The organism is Motilibacter aurantiacus, assembly GCF_011250645.1.
Taxonomy (GTDB): Bacteria; Actinomycetota; Actinomycetes; order Motilibacterales; family Motilibacteraceae; genus Motilibacter_A; species Motilibacter_A aurantiacus.
On the sequence record NZ_JAANNO010000009.1, the window covers coordinates 47,133 to 71,841 of the forward strand.

Below are 24,709 nucleotides of genomic sequence, written 5' to 3' on the forward strand. Positions count from 1 at the left end.
CGTGCGGCCCTTGACGCTGTCCGGAGCCGCGGTTAAGTTCGGCCCCGCGACGAAAGCGCGCTGTACCCCGGTTCGCACACCGGAGGCAGCACCGCGTCCCGAGGCCGTCCACAGCGGCCGGGCGTCGGCGATCCCGCTCGCGCGAAGACACGGGTGAAGCGCAGTTCGTGTGAACGCTCACAGCGCTTGCCCGGCGCCCTCGTCGTGCACCCTGACGCGGCTCCGCACCGCAAGCGGCCGCGGCTACCACGGCGCGCGACGCGGAGCAGTACCCCCACCACCACGCCCACCACCACGCCCACCACCACGCCCACCACGACAACGACGACGTCGGAGGAGCTCATGGACAACGACATCCCGAACGGCATGGGGCGACGCGCGTTCCTGCGCGCATCAGCAGTGGGGGCGGCCGCCGCCGCCGTGCCACTCGCCCTCGAGGCGGCCCCGGCGGAGGCCGCGCCGCTGCACACCACCGTCGGCACCCGCCTGCAGCCGAAGTACGCGACGGCTCCTGTCGACATGAGCAAGACGTACGTGAACCCGATCAACCTGCCGTGGATGGAGGTGCGCAGGACGCCCAGCACGCTGCCTGCCACCGACGCCGGCATCAACTCGACGCAGATGCTCCCGATCCTCGCGAAGGAGCAGTGGGTCGAGGCGGACGGCCGCAACCTCGTCGGCCGCGCCAGGACCGGGTTCCGGGTCCTGAGCGAGAACGCCTTCCGCACGATGGCCGACTTCTCGGCCGTCAACTACGACGGGACGATCTGGCTCTACCTCTCGGGCAGCATGCAGAACGGCAACCGGGCGGTGTACTCCACGACGGACTACATCAACTGGACCATGCACGAGATGAACATCGGGCCGACCGCTCCCACGGCGGTCCGGGTGAACGGCAAGTACTACCTCGCCGGCAACAACTCGCCGGTGTACGTCGCCGACAGCCCGACGGGCCCCTGGACGCAGCTGGGCCGGTTCACCCGGCCCGGAGGCCAGACCCTCAGCCCCGGCGACGTGCAGTTCTTCCTCGACGAGGACACCAACCGGCTCTTCCTCTCCTACAACATCGGCGCGCCGATCATGGGTGTCGAGCTCGACCCGAACAACCCCACTCGCCTGTTGAGCGAGCCCGTCGTGGTCGTCGACTTCGACCCGCACGAGGAGTGGATGCACCTCGGCGACAGCAAGCAGATGTACAACCTGGGCTACGTCGAGGGCTCTCAGCTCTTCAAGATCGGCCAGCAGTACTACATCCAGGTCGCGTCCGGCGGCACCGAGCACACCACGTACTCGACCGGCGTCTACAAGTCGACGGGCGGCCCCCTCGGCCCCTTCGTCCCGCAGGCGAACAACCCGATCGGCCAGGAGATCGGCGGGAACTTCCCGAGCTCGCTCTACCCCGACGCCGGCCACGGCAGCTTCGTCCAGGACGCCGACGGCAACCTCGTCTTCTTCTACACCTACGTCATCGCGTACGAGGAGATCTTCGAGCGCCGGATGGGGATCGACATCTGCGAGGTGGACGACAGGGGCAACATCTCCTGCCGGATCACGAACACGCCGCAGCTGTCGCCCGCCGCACAGCCCCCGGCGGGCAACACCAGCCGGGACGCCGGCCTCTACAACCTCGCCACGAACTCGTACGCCTACTGGGCCAGCAGCTACGCGCCCGGGCGCACGCCGTACTACGCCACGGACCGCACGTTCAGCACCTGGTGGGAGCCGCGCGACGGCGACCCGTCGCCGACCTTCGTCGTGGGCCTGAGCAACGCGTTCCACGTCTCGGCGATCCAGATCAACTGGAAGGAGCTCGGGCAGGCCTTCACGGCGAGGAACGCCGTGAAGTACACGGTGGAGTTCTTCGACATCAACGCCAACGCATGGGCGCCGCTCGTGGACAAGAGCCAGAACACCACCGCCCTCCCGGTCGACTACCTGCCGTTCGACCGGGTCTTCACGCACGCGATCCGGGTGCGCATCCTCGGGACGACCGAGAACGTCAAGGTGGGGATCCTGCAGCTCAACGTGTTCGGCGAGAACTACACGCTGACCGCGTCGAAGGGGATGATGGACCTCACCCACGGGTTGAGCCTCGACCCGCTCTACGCCACGCTCGACGCCCTTGTCGCCGCGGGCGACCTGCAGCGCAGCGTGGCGCGCGACCTGCGCGCCTACCTCGATGACGCCCGTACGGCGCAGGCCGGCGGCGACGACCAGCAGGTGCGCGCGCTCCTCACCCAGTTGCGGGACGTCGTCCTGGCTGCGCGGCCGGCGAAGATCGGAGCCACCGCCAAGACGGCCCTGCTCGACGAGCTCGCTCCCTGGCTGCGGCCCTGACCCGGCGGCCCTGACCCGGCGACGGCGACCCGGGGACCCCGTGGCCGGATGGACGGGCAATGGCCCGTCCACCCGGCCACGGGTGCCTCCGACAACGATTTGTCGGAGGCAACAACGAAAACTTTCGCTACCCATTGCCACTGCGTTCGAGGCGCCTCTAGCGTGGCCGCGCCGGTGCCCCTGGACCCGGGACGCCGGCGGTTGTGAGCGATAACAGAATCCGACGCGGAGCGCCTGTGCGAGGGCGCTCCGCAGCTGGCCAGACAAGGAGGAGTGCGGCAGCGACGGGACCGGTCGGACTCGGCCCTCTCGCCTTCCGCCCCACGGCAGTTCACCGCTGACGACGGACAGCGGGCTGCACCCGGGACATACGAAGGAGTATGCGACCCCCATGACCCGAACGACTTCCCGCCGGAGACCCGGCAGCTCCCGCCTCCTGGCGACGGCCACGGCCCTGGCGCTCGGCGCGTCCGGGCTGGCGGCGACGGTCGCCACAGCGGACACGGCCCTCGCCGCCGAGGACGGCCTCGTCGTCCACTACCCGCTCGACGAGACGAGCGGCAGCACCGTGCACGACGCGTCCGGCAACGGCAAGGACGCCGTCATCGTCAACAACACGGGCACCGCGGCCTGGCAGAACGGGCGCGGCCTGCGCCTGCCGGGTGGCAGCAGCACCAACCTCAACGCCTTCCCCGCGGTCAAGCTGCCCGATGCCCTCCTTGCCGGCCTGTCCGACGTGACCATCGCGTACGACGTGCTGGCCTCCGGCACGGCCGCGGGCGGCCCCGTCGCGGCGTTCGGGCAGAACTCCGACAACGGCGGCTACCTCGTCTCCTCCCCCGGCGACAACAACTCGACGACGGTCCGCCACCAGGCAGCGATCGCCGGCCCCGGCACCCCCGCCCAGACCGCGGCCGGGCCGGCAGGGCTGGCCCGCAACGTGTGGAAGCACGTCGCGGTGACGGTCAAGGGCGGCAGCGCCTCCGCGCCGGGCGAGCTGCGGGTGTACGAGGACGGCGCGCTGGTGGGCATCAACTCCGGGCTCACGCTCAAGCCCGCTGACATCACCTCGCCGACGTCGTACATCGGCCGGTCGAACGTCACCTCCGGCACGGTCCGTCAATTCGCCGGGACGGTCAAGGACTTCCGCGTCTACTCCGCAGCCCTCGCCCCTGCGCGGGTGCAGGAGCTGTCCGCGGCCACGGCTCCCGGGAACCTGCAGGAGATCCTGGCCGGGGTGACACTCGGGGACACCAGCGCGGTCCGCGAGCACCTCGTCCTGCCGACGGCACCCGGGCTCACCTGGACCAGCAGCAACCCCGCGGCCGTCACGGCGACCGGCCGGGTCACCCGCCCCGCTGCCGACGCGGCCGACGCCTCCGCCACGCTCACCGCGACGGTCACCCACCGCGGCCTCACCGGGACGAAGGACTTCCCGGTCACGGTGAAGAAGCGCGCCGCGCTCACCGAGCAGGAGCTCACCGCCGGGCTGGTCCACCGCTTCAAGCTCGACGAGACGAGCGGGACGGTGCTCCACAACTCCGGTAGTGCGGGGTCGGCGGCGGACGCGACGCTGGTGAACCCGCAGAAGGCCGAGCTGACCGGTGACGGCGTGCGGTTCAACCCGAGCTCCTACGAGGACTCGCTCACGGGCGCGCACGTGCGGCTGCCGAACGACCTCACCGCCAGCATGACAAACCTGACGGTCGACTACGAGGTGTGGGTCGACCCGGCGAACGTCGGCGACCACCAGATGTGGAGCTTCGGCAGCAAGTCCGGCAGCTGCGACGTCGACACCGGAGCGCAGGGCTCGATCTTCGCGTCGAACACCGCCCCTCGACCGGGCCTTCGCTTCCGCGTCGGTGTCGGCAGCCAGAACGTCATGGCCGCCGCACCCAGCCACCTGCTCGAGGGCGCCTGGAAGCACGTCACGTACACCCAGTCGCTGAACGCCAACGGCACCAGCTGGACCGGCACGGTCTACGTCGACGGCGTCCGCCAGGCCCAGGTCACCAACCTGACCACGCCGCCGTCGGTCAACGTCACCGCCGGGACCAACTGCAACTTCCTCGCGCGGTCGCAGGTCGCGGGCCACTACTCCTTCCGCGGCATCCTCAAGGACTTCCGCGTCTACGACCGCGCGGTCAGCCTCGACGAGGCGCTGGCGCTGTCCGACGCGAGCGTCGAGGCCGGCGTACGCGCCGACGCGGCCGCGATCGACCTCGGCCTGACGAGCGCCATCGTGCGCGACATCGTCCTCCCGAAGGTCGGCTCGGTGGCCGGCTCGTCCATCACGTGGGCCAGCTCGGACCCCTCGGTCGTGTCGGTGTACACACCGCCGGCCACCAACAGCGCCCGCAAGGTGCAGGTGACGGGCCGGGTCACGCGCCCGGCGCTCGGCCAGCCCGACGCGACCGTCGTGCTCACGGCGACGGTGCGCAAGGGCACGGACAGCGTCACCACGCGCCAGATCCCCGTCACCGTCAAGGCGCAGTTCGACGACGCGCAGGCGGTCGACCGCGACACGTTCGACCTCGACCTCTACAAGACCGACGACGTGCGGGGCAACATCGACCTCCCGGCGACCGGCGAGTTCGGCTCGACGATCACCTGGACGTCGACCACCGACCTCGTCGGCCCGACGGGCGAGGTGACCCGGCCGGCGTACGGCCGTCCCGCGGTGACCGGGACCCTGACGGCGACCATCACCAAGGGGTCGGCCTCGCAGACCAAGTCGTTCCCCGTCACGGTCAAGCCGCTGCCGCGCTGGGAGGAGAAGGAGCGCTACTTCCTCGGCTACTTCAAGGGCGAGAACATCGCCGACGGCGAGCAGATCATGTTCGCCACCTCCAACGGCAACACGGCGCTGGACTGGACCGGCCTCACCGGCGGGCGCCCGTCGCTCATCTCCCAGCTGGGCGACCAGGGCCTGCGCGACCCGCACATCGTCCGGTCTCCCGACGGCGACACGTTCTACATGATCGCCACCGACCTGAACTGGTACGACCAGGGCGGCTACGAGATCAACGACACGCAGTACATCGAGGTCTTCGAGTCGCACGACCTCGTGAACTGGACGCCGCAGCGCCACGTCAAGGTCGCGCCGGAGAACGCGGGCAACGCGTTCGCCCCGGAGTCGCTGTGGGTCGAGGAGATCGGCGCGTACGTCGTCTTCTGGGCGCAGTCGCTGTGGAACGACCCGGTCAACCGCACCAACCCCGGGAACGCGCAGATGTGGTACAACATCACGCGCGATTTCCAGACCTTCTCGGAGCCCAAGGTCTGGCAGAACCCGTTCCCGCAGTCGCGCATCGACACGACCGCGATCAAGGTCGGCGACTACTACTACCGCGTCACGAAGAACGAGGCCGGCAACGCCGGCTCGGACATCTTCTCGGAGAAGCACACCGACTTCCTCGACAGCAACATCAACAACTGGCAGCTCGTCGCCCCGGCCCTCGGCCGCACGACGTGGGTGGCGAACCAGGGCTACGAGGGCCCGATCATCTTCGAGGCGAACCCGGGCGACACCGCCTGCCCCGGCCAGTTCTACCTGTGGGGTGACCGCTACACGAACGGCGGCGGCTACCAGGCCGCGTGCGAGGAGAACATCGAGGCGCCGACCTGGGACGCGAAGCCGATCACGATGACCAACGCGGGGGTCCCGCGGCCGCGTCACGGCACCGTCATTCCGATCACGCTGCGCGAGTGGAACTCCATCCGCGGGATCCCGAACAGTGACGTGGCCACGACCACCGAGGTCACGGTGGCGCCGGTGGCTTTCGAGGGCAGCCGGCCGACCGTGACGGCGACGGTCCGCGCGGCCGACACCTTCGAGACCGGCGGGCAGGTCCGGTTCTCGGCCGGGGACTGGTCGCAGACGGCGTACCTCACCGACGGCAAGGCCTCGGTACAGCTGCCCGCGGGCCTACCGGCGGGAGCCTCCACCGTCACGGCCGAGTTCCTCGGCTTCGAGATCCTCGACGGCTCGCAGGGCAGCGCGTCCGTCCGGCTGCTGCCGCCGGCCGCCGGGCTCGACGCGGCGGTCGTTGGTGCCGTCGGCCGGGGCGACCTGACGGCGAGCCTCGGGCGCGACCTGCAGCGGGTCATCGACCGCGCGCAGCAGGCCGAGCAGGGCCAGGACCCCGCAGCGGTGCAGGTGGAGGCCCGGGCGCTGCGCGACCTGCTCGTCGCGGCCCGCACGAGCAAGGTCTCGGCCGCGGCACGGTCCGCGCTGCTCGAGCAGCTGGAGCTGTGGCTCGGTGACCCCACCGGGATCGCCGAGGCTCAGGTGCGGGCCGCCGCGCTGCTGGACGGCGGGCAGCTCGCCGCCGGCCTCGCGGCCGACCTGCAGCAACAGCTCTCGGACGCGGCCCGCGCCGAGGGAAGCGTGCAGCAGACGCATCTGCGGTCGGCCCGCGCGATGCTCGCCGGCGCCTCGCCGAGCAAGGTCAGCGACTCCGCGCGCGCGGTGCTGCTCCCCGTGCTCGACGCCCTGATCCGGTGAGCTGACGCACCGGTCGCCCTGCGGCCGCCGTGCCCCGGAGCCCGGCTCGACCCGCAACGGTCGGGCCGGGCTCCGTCGTGCGGCAGCACCCCGACGACACCGCTCTGGAGGAAACGCCATGTCGGCAGCCGGATCTCGCGGCCGTCCCCGCTCGCTCGCCCGGGCGGTGACCCTCGCCGACGTCGCCGCGGCCACCGGCGTCTCGCACCAGACGGTGTCGCGCGTGCTCAACGACTCCCCCGCGGTCCGGCCGGAGACGCGAGAACGTGTGGCCGCCGTCATCGAGCAGCTGGGCTACCGGCCCAACCCGGCGGCCCGGGCGCTGGCCACCCGGCGTTCGCTCACCCTGGGCGTCGTCAGCTTCGACCCCACCCTGCACGGGCCGGCGAGCACCGTGCACGGCATCGAGGTGGCCGCTCGGGCGGCCGGGTACTTCGTCAGCGTCGCCGGCCTGGACTCGCCGGGCGCCGACGGGGTCCGTCGGGCGCTGGACCGGCTGGTCGGGCAGGCGGTCGACGGCGTCGTCCTCATCGCGCCCTTCCACGAAGCGGCAGCCGCCGCTGCGGAGCTCGCGGAACGGGTGCCCGTGGTCGTCGTCGGCGCGGGCGGCTCCACAGGGATGCCCTGCGTCGGTGTCGACCAGGTCGAGGGCGCCCGGCTCGCGACGGCCCACCTGCTCGACCAGGGGGCGGGCACGGTGTTCCACGTGGCCGGGCCGGAGGGCTGGACGGAGTCCGAGGAGCGGGCGGACGGATGGCGGGCGGCCCTCGAGGCAGCCGGGCGCCCCGTCCCGCCGGTCGTGGGCGGGACGTGGCGCCCGTCCGCCGGCTACGAGGCGGGACGGCTGCTCGCCGCGAGAGGAGACGTCGAGGGGGTCTTCGTGGCCAACGACCAGATGGCGCTGGGCCTGCTGCGCGCCTTCGGCGAGGCGGGGCTCCGCGTGCCCGAGGACGTGCTGGTCGTGGGCTTCGACGACGTGCCCGAGGCCGCGTACTACAGCCCGCCCCTGACCACGGTGCGCCAGGACTTCGCGCGGGTCGGCCGGCGCAGCATCGACCTCCTCGTCGAGCGGCTTGCGCAGGGGGCGTCCGTGCCGGCGCGGTACGACGTCGTCCCACCCGAGCTGGTCGTGCGGTCCAGCTCGGTGCGTGCGCGGACGCGGCGGGCGCAGCAGGGCCGACGGGCGCCGGCGGAGGGCGCGCGATCCGCGCGCTGAGCTGGCTACCCGCCGCGGGGCGGCTGCGTGCTGGCGCGCACGACGAGCTCGACGGGGAGCTCGACACGAGACTCCGTGAGCGGCACGCCGGCCGCCTGCCGCACGACGATGCCGGCCGCGGCGGCGGCCATCTCGCGGATCGGCTGGTGGACCGTGGTCAGCGGCGGGACGCTGGACGCGGCGATGGACAGGTCGTCGAAGCCCACCACGCTGAGGTCCTGCGGCACGCGCAGCCCGGCCTCCTGGGCCGCCTGGCACACGCCGAGCGCCTGGCCGTCGTTGCCCGCGACCACGGCCGTGGGGCGGTCAGGCAGCTGCAGGAGCGCCTGCGCCTGCTCCCGGCCACCGCGGGGGACGAAGTCGTCCTCCCGGACGAGAGCCGGGTCGAGGGCGAGGCCGGCTCGCCTCAGGGCCGCGGTGTAGCCGTCCAGCCGTGCGCGCGCGGGCAGAGCCCACAGCGGCCCGGTCACCGCGGCGATGCGGCGGTGACCGAGGTCGAGCAGGTGCTGGGTGGCCAGCGCCCCACCGTGCCAGTTCCTCGCGGCCACCGTCGGGAAGTCCGGGCCGGGGTCCTCGGTCGGGTCGACCACGACGTACGCGATGTCACGGTCGCGCAGCTGCCGGCGCTGCTCCGCTCCCAGCCCGGAGAAGACCGAGATGACGCCGGCCGGCCGGCGCGACAGCACGCGCTCCATCTCCACGGACCCCGGGGTGAAGCGGTAGTTGAGCTGCGAGATGACCAGCGCCAGGCCGTTCTCGCTCGCGACCTGCTCGGCGCCGTTGATGACCTCCGTGTCGTAGGCGCTCTCCAGCGCGTGGAAGACGAGCTCGATGTGCGCCCCGGGGGCTCCGAGCTTGCGGGCGGGACGGTAGCCGTGTTCGCGCAGCGCGCGCTCCACGCGGCTACGGGTGTCGGGGCCGACGTCCGCGCGGCCGTTGACCACCTTGGACACCGTGGGGACCGACACGCCCGCGATCTGCGCGATGCGGGAGAGCGTCGGCCGTTGACGGGGCGGCTCGGGCGGCCTTCCGGCGGGCACGCCCGCGGACTCTAGCCCGCGACGCTGCGACATGCGGAACCGCTCACGGCTGCAGGAAGCCCTCGACCGTGCGGAGGAAGAGCGCGGGATGCTCCACGGCGGGGACGTGGCCGCACTCCGGGATCGTCTCCAGCCGGGCGTCCGGCAGCAGGCTGCGCAGGCGGAGGGCGGTCTGCTCGAGGGGCGTGACGGCGTCCTGCTGCCCGTGCACCAGCAGGACGGGCGCGACGACCGATGCGAGGGTCGGCTCGTCGAGGGCCAGGTCGTCCGCCCACCGCTCCCGCGGTGGCGGGAAGAGCCGTGCGTAGGCCGCCTCGCCGGCCGTCATGGCGGCGAGGCGGGCGTCGACGGCCGCCTCCGTCACGAGCACCTCGTCGTGGAACAGCAGGCGCAGCAGGCTGCGGGCCGCGTCGCGCGACGGGCGGGCGGACCAGAGCGCGTCCAGCCCGGGCGAGAGCGGTGCGGGCGCCCCCATCGAGGACACCGCGACCACGCGCGAGACCCGGTCCGGGTACGCCGCAGCGAGCGCGAGGGCGACGGCGCCGCCCATGGAGTGGCCGACCACGGCGTACGTCCCGAGGCCGAGCGCCGCCATCACGCCGGCGGCCTGCGAGACCCACACGTCGCGCCCGGCCCGGCCCTCGCCCGGGATGGGCGTCGCCCCGAACCCGGCCTGGTCGGGCACGACGACGCGAAAGCGGCCGGACAGGGCGGCCGCGGTCGCCCGCCACGCCCCCCATCCGGTCGTGCCCGGCCCCGACCCGTGCAGCAGCAGCACGCCCGGGCCGGAGCCGGCTTGCACGACGTGGACCGGGGAGCCGTCGACGACGACGTCACCCCCGGTCGGCGACGCGGAGCCCGCGTCGCCGACCGCCCGCAGCTGGGTCAAGCGGGGACCGCCGCGCGCTCGAGAAGCCCCATGAAGGCGCGCGAGAACTCCGGCATGTCCGGCCAGCCACGGCACGAGGCGATGTTGCCGTCGACGACGTCGGGAGCGTCGACCACGATCGCGCCGGCGTTCTCCATGTCCCCGGTCAGCGGGGGGAAGCACGCGGTCCGGCGGCCGCGCAGCAGGCCGTAGACGGCGGGGACCTGCGGGCCGTGGCAGACGAGCCCCACCGGAAGGTTCTGGGCGAAGAAGTATTCGGTGATTCGCCGTACGTCCTTGTCGAGCCGGATGTACTCCGGGGCGCGGCCTCCCGGGATGATGAGCGCGGAGTAGCGCTCCACCTCGACCTCTGCGAACGCCAGGTCGACCGGGAGCTTCCTGCCGTTCTTCTCGGTGTAGGCGTCGGAGTTGGGGTCGAAGTCGTGGATCACCAACTGCGCCTCGCGCCGGCTCGGCGCCGCGACGTCGACGTCCCAGCCCGCCTCCCGGATCCGGTACAGCGGGTACATGACGTCGAGCTCCTCGGCGGCGTCGCCGGTGAGCATGAGTGCTCGGGGCACCTGCTCCTCCTCGGTGGGGTTCAGCGGTCGACGAGCGCGTGCGACAGGGCTCGTCGGGCCACCTGCCCGACTGCCGTGAAGGCTCGATCCGGCTCGGAATCCGATCGGATCTGATCGCGCTCTGTCCGCAGTCTGCTTCAGCCTGGAGGGCGCGTCAATGACCGTTGCACAGTCGTGTCCTACCGATCACTTCTTCACCGGCGCGGCCATGCGCTCGAAGATGGGACGGAAACGTTCACCGGAGCGCAGGATGTGCCGCCGCATCGCATACGCAGCGCCGTCCGCGTCCCGTGCCGCGATCGCCTCGAGGATCTCCGCGTGCTCGTCCATGGCCTCGTTCGTGACCTTGGCGTCGTAGAGAAGCCTGAAGAGATGTACGTGCGTGTGCAGGCGGGCCAGCGTCTCGCGCACGACCCGGTTGCCGCCCCCTACCGCGATGAGGTCGTGGAAAGCGGCGTCCCGACGGCCGAAGATGCCGTACGCCAGGTGCTGGTCGCCGGCCTGCGGCCGAGCCATGTCCTCCAGCAGGCCCCGTAACTGCTCCGTCTGCGCCGGCGTCATGCGCTCGGCCGCATGGCGCGCGACCGACGGCTCGAGCAGCAGCCGGATCTCGACGAGGTCCTCGAACTGCTGCCGGGTGATCTGCGGCGCCACGCGGTAGCCCGCCAGGTGGACACGTACGACGAGGCCGTCGGCCTCGAGCCGGCTCAGGGCGTCGCGGATGGGGGTCTGGGACACCCCGAGCTCGCGCGCCAGGGCGTCGATGGTCACCCGCGCGTCCGGCTCGATCCGCAGCGTCATGAGCTGCGAGAGCAGGAAGTCGTAGACCTCGTCGGCCAGCCGCGGGCGCGCAGACGCCGCGCCCGCCTCGCCCCGCAGACCCGCGCCCGGCGTGGCGCCTTCGACCGCCGTGACCTCGCGCCGCTTCGCCATCAGCCAACCTCCGCTGCCGAGAAGTCTTCCCAGGCATGTTGACAGGCGCCGCCTGCTGCACGATTCTCTGCGCAGATCCTATCGGATCCTGCGCTTCGAGACCTGGTCTCGCTCTCACCGTCTGCGCGCTCCTCATGCGCCCGCCCCGGCAGGATGTGTCCACGCCTATGACTGTGTTCGGGCTTCTGCGGAGCCCCCGCCACGTGCTGTTCGGAGCCGGGCAGCGTCGTGCACTCGGAACCCTCGCCGCCTCCGTGGGGCGGCGGGCGCTCGTGTGCACGGATGCGAGATTCAGCAGCACCCCCGACTTCGACGAGCTGCTCGGCCTGCTGCGCGGGGCCGGCATGGAGGTCTCGACCTTCACCGAGACGCTGCCGGACGTACCCACCGGACAGGTCGTCGAGTGCGCGGAGCTGGCCCGCCGAGCGGCCCCCGACGTCGTCCTCGGCATGGGCGGCGGCAGCTGCATCGACCTGGCCAAGTCCGTGACCGTGCTGCTCGCCCACGGAGGCCGCCCGCAGGACTACTACGGCGAGTTCCGGGTCCCCGGGCCGACGTTGCCCCTCATCGCGCTGCCGACGACGGCCGGCACCGGCTCCGAGGTCACCCCGGTCGCCGTCCTGTCCGACCCGGAGCGGTCGAGCAAGGTAGGTATCTCGAGCCCGCACATCATCCCCTGGGGCGCGGTGTGCGACCCGGAGCTGACCTACGGCTCCCCTCCCGCGCTCACGGCAAGCACGGGCGCGGATGCCCTGGCCCACGCGGTGGAGGCCTTCACCGCCATCCGGCGCGAGCCGGAGCCGGGGCTCTCGGCCGCCCGGGTCTTCGTCGGCAAGAGCGAGCTGACCGACCAGTACGCGCTCCTCGCCGTGCGCCTCATCGCGGCCAACTTCCACCGCGCGTGGTCCGACCCGGACGACCTGGAGGCGCGCGAGGCCATGATGCTGGCCGCCATGGCGGGCGGCTTCGCGCTCGGCACCGCGGGGACCGCGGCCGCCCACGCGATCCAGTACCCGCTCGGGGCGCTGACCCACACCCCGCACGGGGTCGGCGTGGGCGCCCTTCTGCCGTACGTCATGGAGTTCAACCGCAACGTGCGCGAGCAGGAGCTGGCCCGGATCGCCCGGGAGATGCGAGTACCCCTGCAGGGCGACGACGCGGAGCTGGCCGACGCCTCCATCGAGGCCGTGGCCGACCTGCTGGCCTCCGTCGGCATCCCCCGCACGCTGGGCGAGCTCGGGCTGGCCGAGGACAAGGTCGGCTGGACCGCGGAGCAGTCGCTCAACGCGGCGCGGCTGGTGGAGAACAACCCGCGTCGGCTCGACGCGGCCGGCGCCGAGCGCATCGTCCGCGCGGCGTACGCCGGGGACCGCACAGGACTGCGCGACGAGCACGAGCCGCTCGTCGCCGCACGGGGAGGATCGCTGTGACGCTCGTCGACTGGGGAAAGCTGCCGACCGACCTGTTCATCGGAGGGGTGTGGCGGCCCGCCGCGAGCGGCCGGCGCATCGACGTCGTCGACCCGTCGACGGCCACCGTCATCACCTCCGTCGCCGACGCCGGCGTCGAGGAGGCCGTCGCAGCCGTCGACGCGGCATCGGCCGCGGCCGCCGCCTGGGCGGGCACGTCGCCCCGGCAACGTGCCGAGACGTTGCGCCGGGCCTTCGACCTGATGACGGAGCGGCGCGAGGAGCTCGCGCAGCTCATGTCGACCGAGAACGGCAAGTCCCTCGTGGACTCGCGGGCCGAGGCCTCCTACGCCGCCGAGTTCTTCCGCTGGTACGCGGAGGAGGCCGTGCGGGTGCGCGGGGAGATCGCCGAAGCGCCCGCCGGCACGAACTCGATCCTCGTCACCTACCAGCCCATCGGAGTGGCGGTCCTCGTCACCCCCTGGAACTTCCCTGCCGCGATGGCCACCCGCAAGATCGGGCCGGCGCTCGCGGCGGGCTGCACCGTGGTGCTCAAGCCCGCCACCGAGACCCCGTTGACCGCGCTCGCGCTGGCCGACCTCCTCACCGAGGCCGGCGTCCCGGCCGGCGTGGTCAATGTCGTCGCCACCTCGACCCCCGGCCCCGTCGTCGGGGCGATGCTGTCCGACGAGCGCGTCCGGATGCTGTCCTTCACCGGTTCCACCGAGGTGGGCCGGGTGCTGCTGCGCCAGGCGTCCGACCGGGTGCTGAAGACGGCGATGGAGCTCGGCGGCAACGCGCCCTTCCTCGTCTTCGACGACGCGGACCTCGAGGCCGCGCTGGACGGGGCGATGGTCGCCAAGATGCGCAACGGCGGGCAGGCCTGCACGGCCGCGAACCGCTTCTACGTCCAAGCGGGCATCCACGACGCCTTCGTGCGCGGGCTGACCGAGCGCATGGGCCGCATCGTGCTGGGCGCCGGCACGGACCCCGACACCCAGTGCGGCCCGTTGGTGAACCGTGCTTCGGTCGAGAAGGCCGACCACCTGGTCCGTGACGCGGTGGCGCGCGGGGCGTCGGTCACCACGGGCGGGGAGCCGCCGGAGGAGGACGGCTTCTTCTATCCCCCCACCGTGCTGGTGGACGTCCCCGCGGACGCGGAGATCCTGCGCGAGGAGGTCTTCGCTCCCGTGGCCCCCGTGGTGCGCTTCGAGGACCCGGAGGAGGTCCTCGCGGCCGCGAACGACACCATCCACGGCCTCGTCTCCTACGTCTTCACCGGGGACGTCGCCCGCGGCATGCGCGTCGCCGGGCGCCTCGAGTCCGGCATGGTCGGGCTCAATCGTGGCCTGGTGTCCGACCCGGCCGCGCCCTTCGGCGGCGTCAAGCAGAGCGGCCTGGGGCGCGAGGGCGGGCACGAGGGCCTCCTCGAGTTCATGGAGGCCAAGTACGTCGCGACCTCCTGGTGAGCCCCGGACGCATTCCGAAAGCGAGAATTGGGAGAAACAATGATGTTCCTCGACAGGCACGGAAGGCGCCGCCGGCTCTCCAGGCGCACGGCGGCGACGGCGGCCCTGGCCCTGGCGGTCGGCACCGTGGCCGCCTGCGGTGGGGGTGACGACAGCGAGGGCGGCGGCGACGCGGCCCCCGCGACGATCCCCGAGCTGTCCACCGAGCCCATCACCTTGAGCTTCCTCTGGTTCGAGTGGCCCCCCGCCCAGGCGCTGGAGGACTTCGCGAACGCGGAGTACACGAAGGAGCGCCCCAACGTCACCGTGAAGGTCAACACGGTGCCGAACCCGAACTGGCACGATGCGATCTTCACCCAGTTCGCCGCCCGCAAGACCGACTTCGACATCCCGATCCTGGACTCCCAGCACATCGGCGAGGCGGTCACGAACGGCAGCATCCTCGACATCACCGACTTCGTGAAGGCGAACATCGAGGAGGAGGCCTACGACCCGTACCTGCTCGCCGCCTACGGCCAGTACCCGCAGGCCGAGACCGGCCAGCGTGACGAGAACGCGAAGCTCTACGGGCTCCCGCTGCTGGGGGACACCTGGGCGATGATCTACCGCAAGGACCTCATCGGCGAGAAGCCCCCGGCCACGTGGGACGAGATGATCGCGACGGCCAAGAAGTGCCAGGAGGACAACCCCGGCGTCAGCGGCCTCGCCTTCCACCAGTCCAACGGCTCGGACGCCGCGGCCGTCACGTACAACACCGTGAACGGCGTCTACGGCGGCAAGCTGTGGGACCCCAAGGAGAAGCAGATCGAGGGGATCATCAACGACGAGGCCGGCAAGAAGGCCATGGACGTCCTCGTCAACCAGATGAAGCCGCTGGCGCCCAAGGGCTCGGGCAACTGGTTCATCGACGAGGTCAACGCCGCCATCGGGCAAGGCAAGGTCTGCATCGGGTTCAACTGGCTCGCCGCGATCGGCGGCCTGCTCGACCCCGGCCAGTCGACGCTCGGCAAGTCCAAGGAGGAGATCCTCACCAAGCTCGGCTTCGCCACGCTGCCGACGCAGGATGCCGACATCGTGCCGCTAGGCGGCATGGGCATGCACATCTCGAAGTACGCCCCGGCGGAGCGCCAGGCCGAGGCGCTCAACTTCATGAAGTGGTTCGAGCAGGCGGACGTGCAGAAGAAGTGGGCGGCCGCCGGCGGGGTGCCGGCGCGCACCGACGCGATCAACTCCCCGGAGTTCCTGAACGCGGCCCCGTGGAACAAGGTGTTCGCCGACTCGGTGCCTCGCCTGCGGGACATGTGGAACGTCCCGGAGTACGCGAAGCTCATCGACATCGAGAACACGAACGTCAACGCGGCGCTCAACGGGGCCAAGGACCCCATGGACGCCCTGGACGCGATCGCGAAGGAGCAGCAGGCAGTGCTGGACCAGAGCGGCGGGATCCGGTAACTGCTGATGGCTACCACGATCTCGCCCGCGGAGCCGGCGGCGCCCCTGGTGGCGCCGCCGGCGGCGCGGCGCTTCCGCTGGCTCGGCGACCGGCGCCTGTCCGCGATGTTCATCGCGCCGGCCCTCGCCCTGCTCCTGTTCCTCTCCGTGTTCCCGCTGCTCTGGGCGCTGTACCTCTCGTTCACGAACTACTCGGCCACCCGCGACACCCCCGCCCAGTGGGTGTGGTTCGACAACTACCGCGACATCCTCACCTCGGCCACGGTCCACCAGCGGGCCCTCACCACGCTGATGTACGTCATCGGCGCCGTCGGCCTGCAGACGGTGCTCGGCTTCTCGATCGCGTACCTGATCTCCCGCCGGGTCCGCGGCCGCGGCCTCATGACGACGCTGTTCCTCGTGCCGATGATGCTCTCGCCCGTGGTCGTCGGCCTCTTCTGGCGGTTCATGCTCGACACGCAGTTCGGCGTGGTCAACTCGCTGCTCAACTCGCTGGGCTTCGGCTCCGTCGAGTGGCTCACCAAGCAGCGGACCGCCCTGCTGTCGCTGATCGTCGTCGACACCTGGCAGTGGACGCCGTTCATCATGCTGATCGCCCTGGCCGGCCTCACGGCGGTGCCGAAGTACCTCTACGAGGCCGCGTCCATCGACCGGGCGTCGGAGTGGTTCCGCTTCCGGCACATCACGCTGCCGCTCGTGTGGCCGCTCCTGCTGATCGCCGTGCTGTTCCGGGCGATCGAGGCGTTCCGGCTCTTCGACCTCGTCTACATCCTGACGAACGGCGGCCCCGGCGTGTCGACCGAGACGCTGTCCTTCCACGTCTACAAGGTCGCGTTCCTCGGCTTCGACACCGGCGCCGCGTCGGCGTACGGGATCCTCATGGTCCTCGTCGTGATCGTCCTGGCGCAGTTCTACCTGCGCTACCTCGAGAAGCTGCGGAGCACCTGATGGCGCTGCACATCGACGAGACCGTCGCCGCCGAGGCCGGGGCGGCACACCGCAACCCTCCCCGCGGGCCACAGCGCCGCCGGCGCGGGACGCTGCGCACCTGGCTCGAGATCGTCGTGCTGGCCGCCTTCGCCGTCGTCATGCTCTTCCCGGTCGTCTGGATGCTGGAGACGTCCCTCAAGGAGAACCGCGACGTCTACGCCGTCCCGGCGCAGTTCTTCCGGTTCGACGTCACCCTCGACCACTACAAGGACGTGTTCGTGCAGCGCGACGGGTCGGGTACCTCCGACCTGGCGGTGTCGTACAAGAACTCGATCCTCGTCGCCGGCACGTCGACCATCCTCGCGACGCTGCTCGGCGTGCCCGCCGCGTGGGCCTACTCGCGCTTCGCGCTGAAGGCGAAGAAGGACCAGCTGTTCTTCATCCTCTCGACGCGTTTCATGCCACCGGTGGTCGTGGTCATCCCGATCTTCCTGATGTACCGCGACCTCGGGCTCATCAACACCAAGCTCGGGCTGGTCCTCATCTACGCGGCCTTCAACCTGCCCTTCACCATCTGGATGATGAAGGGCTTCGTGGACGAGGTGCCCGCGGAGTACGAGGACGCCGCGATGCTCGACGGGTACTCACGCTTCGAGGCCTTCTGGCGGTTCACCCTGCCGCTCCTCGTCCCCGGTATCGCCGCGACCGCGGTGTTCGCCCTCATCTTCTCCTGGAACGAGTTCGTGTTCGCCATCTTCCTGACCTCGAGCGACTCCGCCCGCACCGCCCCACCGGCGATCGCCGGGCTCATCGGAGGGACGACCATCGACTGGGGCCTGGTGGCGGCATCGGCCATGGTCTTCGCCGTTCCGGTGCTGCTCTTCGCCTTCCTCGTCCGCAAGCACCTCGTCGCGGGCGTGACCCTCGGGGCGGTGCGACGCTGATGGCCGGCATCGAGATCAGCGCCCTGCACAAGCGCTTCCCCGACGGCACGGTCGCGGTGGAGCATCTCGACCTCTCGATCGGCCAGGGCGAGCTGTTCGTCATGCTCGGCCCCTCCGGCTGCGGGAAGACGACGACGCTGCGCGCGATCGCCGGGCTCGAGCGGCAGTCCTCGGGCGACATCCGCATCGGCGACAAGCTGGTCAACGACCTCCCGCCGGCCGAGCGCGACATCGCGATGGTGTTCCAGTTCTACGCGCTCTACCCGCACCTGCGCGCGCGGGACAACATCGCCTTCCCGCTGCGCGCCGAAGGGGTCCCCGAGCCCGAGGTCAAGGCCCGGGTCGCGGACGCCGCGCGCATGCTGCGGCTCGAGCCCCTGCTCGGCCGCCGCCCCAACCAGCTGTCCGGTGGCGAGCAGCAGCGGGTCGCGCTGGCGCGTGCCCTGATCCGCCAGCCGCTCGCCTTCCTCATGGACGAGCCGTTGACCAACCTCGACGCGGAGCTGCGGGCGGACATGCGGACGCAGATCAAGCACCTGCAGCAGCGGCTCGGCACCACGATGGTCTACGTCACCCACGACCAGCTCGAGGCCATGTCGCTCGGGGACCGGATCGCGATCCTCAACAAGGGCAAGCTCGAGCAGGTCGGGACGCCGCTCGAGGTCTACAACCGGCCGGCCTCGCTGTTCTGCGCCGGGTTCATCGGCTCCCCGCCCATGAACCTCGTCGACGTCGAGCTCGCGGACGGCGCGCTGCGCGCGGGCGGCGGCCTCTCGATGGCGCCTCCGCACGGGCTGGACCGCAGTCGCAGGCTGGTCGCCGGCGTACGCCCCGAGGCGCTGGAGCTCACCGCGCCGGAGGCCGTGGGGGCGATCCCCGCCCGCGTCGTCTCCGAGGAGATGCTCGGCGACGAGACCATCTACGTCGTGCAGACGGGAGGCAGCGACCTGCGGGTCCGCATGCCACCCACCGCCCGCTACGGGCCCGAGGCACCGGTCGGGCTCAGACACGTCGGCGGTCCGCCCCCGGTCTACGACCTCGAGTCCCGGCAGTTGGTGGCCTGACGTGAGCGCTATCTCGACCGTCGGCCTGCGCAAGGCCTTCGGCACCGTGCAGGCACTGGAGGACGTCACCATCGACGTCCCGCAGGGGTCCTTCTTCGTCATCCTGGGACCCTCCGGAGCGGGGAAGACGACCACGCTGCGGGCGATCGCCGGGCTGGAGAAGCTCGACGGCGGGTCCGTGCACCTCGACGGCCTCGACGCGACCCGCTCGACCCCTGCCGAGCGGGACCTCGCAATGGTGTTCCAGAGCTACGCGCTCTACCCGAAGCAGACGGCGTACGCGAACATCGCCTCGCCACTGAAGGCACGGCGTGTCCCGTCCCCGGAGATCGCCAAGCGCGTGGAGGAGGTCTCCGCGCTGCTGCACATCGAGAAGCTGATGCAGCGGCGGCCGGCCCAGATGTCCGGCGGCGAGATGCAACGTGTCGCCCTCGCCCGCGCCCTCGTCCGCACGCCCCGCGCGTTCCTCATGGACGAGCCGCTGACCAACCTCGACCTCAAGCTCCGCGTGGAGATGCGCACCGAGCTGACCCGCATCCACAGAACGCTCGGCGGGACCTTCCTCTACGTCACCAACGACCAGGTCGAGGCCATGTCGATGGCGGACCAGGTGGCGGTGCTGCGCGCGGGCAAGGTCCAGCAGGTGGGGTCCCCGCGCGACATCTACGAACGCCCCGCCAACTCGTGGGTGGCGGCCTTCGTCGGCAACCCGCGGATCGCTCTGCTGCCCTGCCGGGCCGCGGGTGACCGGTTGATCGGGGAGAGCGGGTGGTCCCTGCCCCGCCCGCGTGGCTCCGGCGCCGACGACGGGCGGCCACTGCTGCTGGGGCTGCGGGCCGAGGACCTCTCGATCGACCGGCGCGAGCCGTCCGCGTCGCTCGACGGCGAGCTCTACGCCCTCGAGCCGCTCGGGGACCGCACGGTCGTGGACGTACGCGTCGGGGACGCGATGCTCAAGGTCAAGGCCCGGCCGTCGGTGTCGGGCCAGCCCGGCGACCCCCTGCGGGTGGCCGTGGACCTGGACCGGGCGCACGTGTTCGACGCGCAGACGGGCCTCGCCCTCGCCCGATGAGGACGCGACCCCCGCGCGGCCCGCTACCGGTCGGCGGCCTCGTCGCCCCATGGGGCGAGGGCCGACCCGCCCCCGTCCACCAGCGGGACGGGGCCGCCGACCAGCTCGAGCTCGGAGTGCTGCTGGACCTGCGGCAGCAACGCGGGCGACACGAGCAGGTCGGCCACGTCGAGCGTGTCGTGCATCCGTACGAGCCGGACGTCGGCCGGTGCGGCTCGACCGCACGTCAGCACCGCTGCGCTGACGGCGGATACCGGGTCGGCGAGGACCATGGGAAGCGCGACCCGGCGCGTTCCCACCACCCCGGCGGTGAGCGCGTTGGTGTACATCGCGTGCAGGTCGAGGGAGGCGGCGACCTCACGCGTCGTGAAGTCCGCCAGCCCGATGCCGTAGCCGTTGCCCTCCGAGTCCGGGGTCAGGCCGAGGGCGACGACGTTGGCGATCCGCGGCTCGACGGGCTCCTCCACCCCGTGGATGCGGCGGCGGCCGATGACGTTCGTGTCCATCCCCGAGCCCGAGACGTTCTTGCCGAAGCTGTCGACCACGAGGACGTCGAGCTCGTCGAACGGCAGCGTCCCCAGCAGGCGTCGGGCCTCGGCCAGCAAGGCGGCCTCCTCGGCACCGCCGATGCCCTGCGGCGGGACCCAGGCGACGCCCGCGGTCTGCCCCCGCCCGTTCTCCACCACGCCGAGGCCGCCGATCACCTTGCCCCGTGCGACGACCGCCCGGGCCACGGCGACGATCGACTCGGACAGCCGGGCCGGGCCGAGCGCGTGCAGCGTCGCCGCGCCCGCCTGGTTGCCCAGCCCGATCGCCGCCATCTTCGCCAGGCCGCTCTCGTGCGGGCCGTGGAAGTCGGTGTGCGGCTTCACGCGGTTGACCACGAGCACACCGTCCGCCTCGGCGGCGAGGGCGTCCATGTGCACCGGCACCCCTGCGGGCCCGCCGCCCAGGTCGACCGTCGCCATGCCGGAGCGGATCGGCGCGCCCACGCTCGCCTCGGTCACGCCGAGCTGGACGAGCAGGGACTGCTGGCCCTCCGCGGTGGCATGTCCGTGCGACCCCATCGCGGGCACGACGAACGGCTCCGCGCCCTGCACGCGCAGCCATTCGACCGCTGCCCGGACGAGCTCGACCAGGTCGTGCAAGCCGCGGCTGCCCACCGTGATCGCGATCCGCGAGCCGGGAGCCAGGGAGAGGCCGGCGCGGGCCAGCTCGCGCCGCACCGCCCCCGCCACGTCCGGCTCCTGCGGCTGGCGGCCGTGGCGGCGTACGCGATGGACGGCGGGCAGTGGGCAGGAGGCAGTGACCTCGTCGAGCCGGATGAACGAGCCCGTGGTCGATACCGTCATCGTCAACTCCAACTGGCGGGGGCTTGAAGCATCGCATTCAGCGAGCCGGATGTGAAGGCTCGTACGTTGAACGCTTCAGAGAAGCCTGCTTCCTGCAACACGCCACTGAGAGCCCGGAGCCCCTGCACGGCCGAGACGATCTCCTCGTCGACCTCGACCCGGGCCTCGTCGCCGAGGTCGCGCACCCGGACGTTCCCCCGCGGAAGGCCGGAGGCGGCCAGGAGCTCACGCAGGCCTGCCTCTGCCCTGCCCACGCGGTGCAGCCGGGCCGGGGTGATCTCCAGTCCGTAGGCGATGCGGCTGGACAGGCAGGCCGCGGCCGGCTTGTCCCAGGTGCGCAGCCCCCACAGGCGGCTGACCGCACGAACCATCGGCTTGGACATCCCGCACTCGGCCAGCGGCTCGCGGGCGCCCCGCTCGGCAGCCGCCCGCATGCCCGGGCGGAAGCCCGCCACCCGGTCGTCGGCGTTGGTGCCGGTGAGCACGACGGCTCCGCGCTCGCGGGCGATCGGGCCGACAGTGTCCAACAACGTCGACTTGCAGAAGTAGCAGCGGTTCCCGGCGTTCGCACGGTAGCCGTCGACGGACATCTCGTCCGTCCGCACGAGCAGGTGCTCGACCCCGAGCTCCCGTGCGAAGATCTCGGCGGCACGGGCCTCCACCTCGGGCAAGGAGTCCGAGCTGGCCGTGGCCGCCACGACGGAGCCGGGCCCGAGCGTACGGGCGGCGGCAGCGAGGACCAGAGCCGAGTCGGCCCCACCCGAGAACGCGACGAGGACGCATCCATGACCGTTGAACCAGCCCGACAGCCGCTCGGCGGCGCCGGCCGCCCCGTCCGCGTCGATGAGCACGTCGACCATGTGCCGATCCTCCCACCGGACACGGGTTTTGCCGATCTCGGATTCGCTTGTGTCGACACGGCCCGGGCGGCGCGCACCGGTGACCCCGAAGTCGTCTTCGCCCAAGGGAAGCGGCCCCACGAGGTGGTCGCGATCCTGCGACGGCTCGCGGAGGCGCACCCCGACCGGGCCGTCCTGGCGACGCGCTGCCAGGAGGAGGCGGTGCTGGCGTGCGCGGACTCGCTGGGCGACCGGGCGACGATCGACCGGGTCGCCGGCACGGTGGTGGTGGGCCCGCTGCCCGCCCCGGTGGGCCGGGTGGCCGTCGTGGCCGCCGGCACGTCCGACCTGGACGTCGCCCGCGAGTGCCTCACCACCGTGCGGGTGCACGGCGCCGGGGCCGACCTCGTCAGCGACGTCGGGATCGCCGGCCTGCACCGGCTGCTCGCCCGGCTGGACGACATCCGGGCCGCCGACGTCGTGGTGGCCGTGGCCGGGATGGAGGGCGCCCTGCCCAGCGTCCTCGGCGGGCTGGTCGCCACGCCGCTCATCGCGCTGCCCACCAGCGTCGGCTACGGACTGTCGATGGACGGGCTCACGGCCCTGCTGGCGATGCTGAACTCCTGCTCCCCCGGCGCCACGGTGGTCAACGTGGACAACGGGTACGGCGCCGGGGTCGCGGCCGCGCGCATCGCCCGCACCGTCGGGGCGCTCCGCGCGGCCGCGCAGATCGCTCCGCCCGCTCACGGTTAGCGGGTCGCGCACCGGGCACGCCCGCGCCCATGCCGACCCTGCACCCGACGCCCCAGCTGACCCGTGAGCCATGGATCGACCTGACGGGCACCTGGCAGTTCGCGTACGACGACGCCGACGTCGGCCTGCTCGAGCGCTGGCCCGAGCGCCCGGAGGCCTTCGACCGGGTGATCGAGGTGCCGTTCCCGCCCGAGTCGGCCGCGAGCGGCATCGCGGATCCCGGCTTTCACCCGGTCGTCTGGTACCGCCGGGAGCTCACCCACCGGCTCGCGCCGGGACGGCGGCTGCTGCTCCGCTTCGGGGCGGTGGACTACCGGGCCTCGGTGTGGGTCGACGGGCAGCTCGTCGTCACACACGAGGGCGGCCACACCCCCTTCGGCGCCGACGTCACCTCGGCGCTGCGCCCCGGCGACTCCCACGAGATCGTCGTCCGGGCCGAGGACCGTCCCGGCGACCTGCAGCAGCCGCGCGGCAAGCAGGACTGGGAGGAGCAGCCGCACGCGATCTGGTACGCCCGGACGACGGGGATCTGGCAGCCGGTCTGGGTGGAGGAGGTGCCCGAGACCTACATCGAGACGGTGCGCTGGACCCCGGACGTCGACCGGTGCGCGCTGCGGATGCAGGTCCGCGTACGCCGGACGGAGCCCGGGCGGCCGTTGCGGCTGCGTGCCCGGCTCACCCAGCACGGCCAGGTCGTCGCGGACTCCGTGCACACGCTGACCGGGCAGGACCTCGACGTCGAGGTCTACCTTCCGCAGTCCGGGATGAGCCTGCGCCGGCACGACGTGCTCTGGTCGCCGGAGCACCCGAACCTCATCGACGCGGACCTCGAGCTGCTCGACGAGGGAACGGTCGACAGCGTCCGCAGCTACACCGCCATGCGCACGGTCCGCACGAGCGACGGCCGGTTCCTGCTCAACGGCCAGCCCTACTTCCTCCGCCTCGTGCTCGCGCAGGGGTACTGGCCGGAGAGCCACCTGGCCGCACCCGACGCCGACGCGCTGCGCCGGGAGGTCGAGCTGGCCAAGAGCCTGGGCTTCAACGGCGTCCGGGTGCACCAGAAGATCGAGGACCCGCGCTTCCTGCACTGGTGCGACCGCCTCGGGCTCATGGTCTGGGCGGAGATGCCGGCGGCGTACGAGTTCTCCGAGCGCACGGTCCAGCGCGTCACCCGCGAGTGGCTGGAGGCCCTCGACCGTGACTACAGCGTCCCGTCGGTGATCGCGTGGGTGCCGGTCAACGAGAGCTGGGGCGTGCCGGCACTGCGCGAGCGTGCCGAGCAGCGCGACTTCGTCCGCTCCCTCTACTTCCTGACCCGCTCGATCGACCACACCCGCCCTGTGATCGGCAACGACGGCTGGGAGCAGGTCGTGTCGGACGTGCTCACGATCCACGACTACAGCCGGGAGGCCGCGACGCTGCGCGCGCGCTACGGGGACTACGAGTGCGTCGAGCGGACGCTGCAGCGCAGCCAGCCCGGCTACCGCTCGGTCCTGCTCCCGGGCACGCGGCGCGGCGACGAGCCGGTGATGGTGACGGAGTTCGGCGGGATCACGTACGACGTGGGCGGCGACGGCGAGACCTGGCACGGGTACGGCTCGGTGCACGACAGGACCGAGTTCCTGGAGCGCTACCGAGCGCTCGTCGACGCGCTGCTCGACAGCCCCGCGCTCACCGGCTTCTGCTACACCCAGCTCACCGACACCCTGCAGGAGAAGAACGGGCTGCTGACCGACGACCGGGCGCCGAAGCTCCCGCCCGAGGAGCTCTGCGCCATCAACCGGCGCACCTCCGCCGCCGTGCCGGCCGACGCGATCGGAGCGTTCGAGTTCGAGTTCGGTGACTACCCGGTCGGCCCCCAGGAGCGGGTGGACCAAGAAGCGAGCACAGGGTCCAGCACAGGGCCGTCGGGACGGCCGGAGGTGTGAGGCCGGGCGGGGCCA

Annotated in this window: 18 protein-coding genes; 12 read left to right on the forward strand and 6 right to left on the reverse strand. The window is 72.0% G+C overall.

What is annotated here, in order from left to right:
- The first annotated feature begins 186 nt into the window (after positions 1-186).
- The 3 genes from G9H72_RS15620 (at position 187) to G9H72_RS15630 (ending at position 8,060) form a co-directional block, all read left to right on the forward strand.
- Complete coding sequence (locus G9H72_RS15620) at positions 187-2,337, forward strand: family 43 glycosylhydrolase (RefSeq protein WP_166172741.1); 2,151 nt, start codon at positions 187-189, stop codon at positions 2,335-2,337.
- Between the two features lie 391 nt (positions 2,338-2,728).
- Positions 2,729-6,844, forward strand: a complete 4,116-nt coding sequence (locus G9H72_RS15625) for an immunoglobulin-like domain-containing protein (RefSeq protein ID WP_166172743.1) — start codon at positions 2,729-2,731, stop codon at positions 6,842-6,844.
- Positions 6,845-6,962: 118 nt separating this feature from the next.
- On the forward strand, positions 6,963-8,060 hold the full coding sequence (locus G9H72_RS15630; protein ID WP_166172745.1) for a LacI family DNA-binding transcriptional regulator: 1,098 nt from the start codon (positions 6,963-6,965) through the stop codon (positions 8,058-8,060).
- Between the two features lie 5 nt (positions 8,061-8,065).
- Here the strand turns inward: G9H72_RS15630 and G9H72_RS15635 are convergent, their stop codons facing one another.
- The 4 genes from G9H72_RS15635 to G9H72_RS15650 all read right to left on the reverse strand — a co-directional run bounded on the left by G9H72_RS15635 (position 8,066) and on the right by G9H72_RS15650 (position 11,482).
- A complete protein-coding gene (locus tag G9H72_RS15635; protein WP_331272349.1) occupies positions 8,066-9,100 on the reverse strand; it encodes a LacI family DNA-binding transcriptional regulator in 1,035 nt (344 codons plus the stop codon).
- Positions 9,101-9,143: 43 nt separating this feature from the next.
- A complete protein-coding gene (locus tag G9H72_RS15640) occupies positions 9,144-9,989 on the reverse strand; it encodes an alpha/beta fold hydrolase (RefSeq protein WP_231127124.1) in 846 nt (281 codons plus the stop codon).
- Entirely contained in the window at positions 9,986-10,549 is a 564-nt protein-coding gene (locus tag G9H72_RS15645) for a DJ-1/PfpI family protein (RefSeq protein ID WP_166172749.1), read from the reverse strand. Before G9H72_RS15645 ends, G9H72_RS15640 begins: the two co-directional genes overlap by 4 nt.
- 186 nt (positions 10,550-10,735) lie before the next feature.
- Entirely contained in the window at positions 10,736-11,482 is a 747-nt protein-coding gene (locus tag G9H72_RS15650; RefSeq protein WP_166172751.1) for a GntR family transcriptional regulator, read from the reverse strand.
- A 167-nt stretch (positions 11,483-11,649) separates the two neighbouring features.
- Between G9H72_RS15650 and G9H72_RS15655 the strand changes: the two genes are divergently transcribed.
- From G9H72_RS15655 to G9H72_RS15685, 7 genes are read left to right on the forward strand one after another with little or no spacing between them, the layout of a single operon-like run.
- Positions 11,650-12,912 (forward strand): iron-containing alcohol dehydrogenase, encoded by a 1,263-nt coding sequence (locus G9H72_RS15655; protein WP_166172753.1) that lies wholly within the window; start codon positions 11,650-11,652, stop codon positions 12,910-12,912.
- On the forward strand, positions 12,909-14,360 hold the full coding sequence (locus G9H72_RS15660; protein WP_331272350.1) for an NAD-dependent succinate-semialdehyde dehydrogenase: 1,452 nt from the start codon (positions 12,909-12,911) through the stop codon (positions 14,358-14,360). Before G9H72_RS15655 ends, G9H72_RS15660 begins: the two co-directional genes overlap by 4 nt.
- A gap of 39 nt (positions 14,361-14,399) precedes the next feature.
- Positions 14,400-15,812, forward strand: coding sequence for an extracellular solute-binding protein (locus tag G9H72_RS15665; RefSeq protein WP_231127125.1), 1,413 nt, complete (start codon positions 14,400-14,402; stop codon positions 15,810-15,812).
- Between the two features lie 6 nt (positions 15,813-15,818).
- A complete protein-coding gene (locus G9H72_RS15670) occupies positions 15,819-16,760 on the forward strand; it encodes a carbohydrate ABC transporter permease (protein WP_166172755.1) in 942 nt (313 codons plus the stop codon).
- Positions 16,760-17,686, forward strand: coding sequence for a carbohydrate ABC transporter permease (locus tag G9H72_RS15675; RefSeq protein ID WP_166172757.1), 927 nt, complete (start codon positions 16,760-16,762; stop codon positions 17,684-17,686). The genes G9H72_RS15670 and G9H72_RS15675 overlap by 1 nt, the downstream gene beginning before the upstream one ends.
- Positions 17,686-18,750: an ABC transporter ATP-binding protein gene (locus tag G9H72_RS15680; protein WP_166172759.1), complete on the forward strand. Its 1,065-nt coding sequence runs from the start codon at positions 17,686-17,688 to the stop codon at positions 18,748-18,750. Before G9H72_RS15675 ends, G9H72_RS15680 begins: the two co-directional genes overlap by 1 nt.
- 1 nt (position 18,751) lies before the next feature.
- Entirely contained in the window at positions 18,752-19,822 is a 1,071-nt protein-coding gene (locus G9H72_RS15685) for an ABC transporter ATP-binding protein (protein ID WP_166172761.1), read from the forward strand.
- A 23-nt stretch (positions 19,823-19,845) separates the two neighbouring features.
- Here G9H72_RS15685 and G9H72_RS15690 read toward each other — a convergent pair whose 3' ends face one another.
- Together G9H72_RS15690 and larE are read right to left on the reverse strand one after the other, a co-directional pair.
- Positions 19,846-21,174 carry a nickel pincer cofactor-dependent isomerase, group 22 gene (locus G9H72_RS15690; protein ID WP_166172763.1) on the reverse strand — a complete coding sequence of 443 codons (1,329 nt, stop codon included), beginning with the start codon at positions 21,172-21,174 and terminating at the stop codon, positions 19,846-19,848.
- 2 nt (positions 21,175-21,176) lie between these two features.
- Positions 21,177-22,034 carry an ATP-dependent sacrificial sulfur transferase LarE gene (larE, locus tag G9H72_RS15695; protein ID WP_166172765.1) on the reverse strand — a complete coding sequence of 286 codons (858 nt, stop codon included), beginning with the start codon at positions 22,032-22,034 and terminating at the stop codon, positions 21,177-21,179.
- Here larE and larB point away from each other — a divergent pair, their 5' ends adjacent.
- Together larB and G9H72_RS15705 are read left to right on the forward strand one after the other, a co-directional pair.
- A complete protein-coding gene (gene larB / locus G9H72_RS15700; RefSeq protein ID WP_407939595.1) occupies positions 22,035-22,766 on the forward strand; it encodes a nickel pincer cofactor biosynthesis protein LarB in 732 nt (243 codons plus the stop codon).
- A 29-nt stretch (positions 22,767-22,795) separates the two neighbouring features.
- A complete protein-coding gene (locus G9H72_RS15705) occupies positions 22,796-24,694 on the forward strand; it encodes a glycoside hydrolase family 2 protein (RefSeq protein WP_166172769.1) in 1,899 nt (632 codons plus the stop codon).
- Positions 24,695-24,709: the final 15 nt, after the last annotated feature.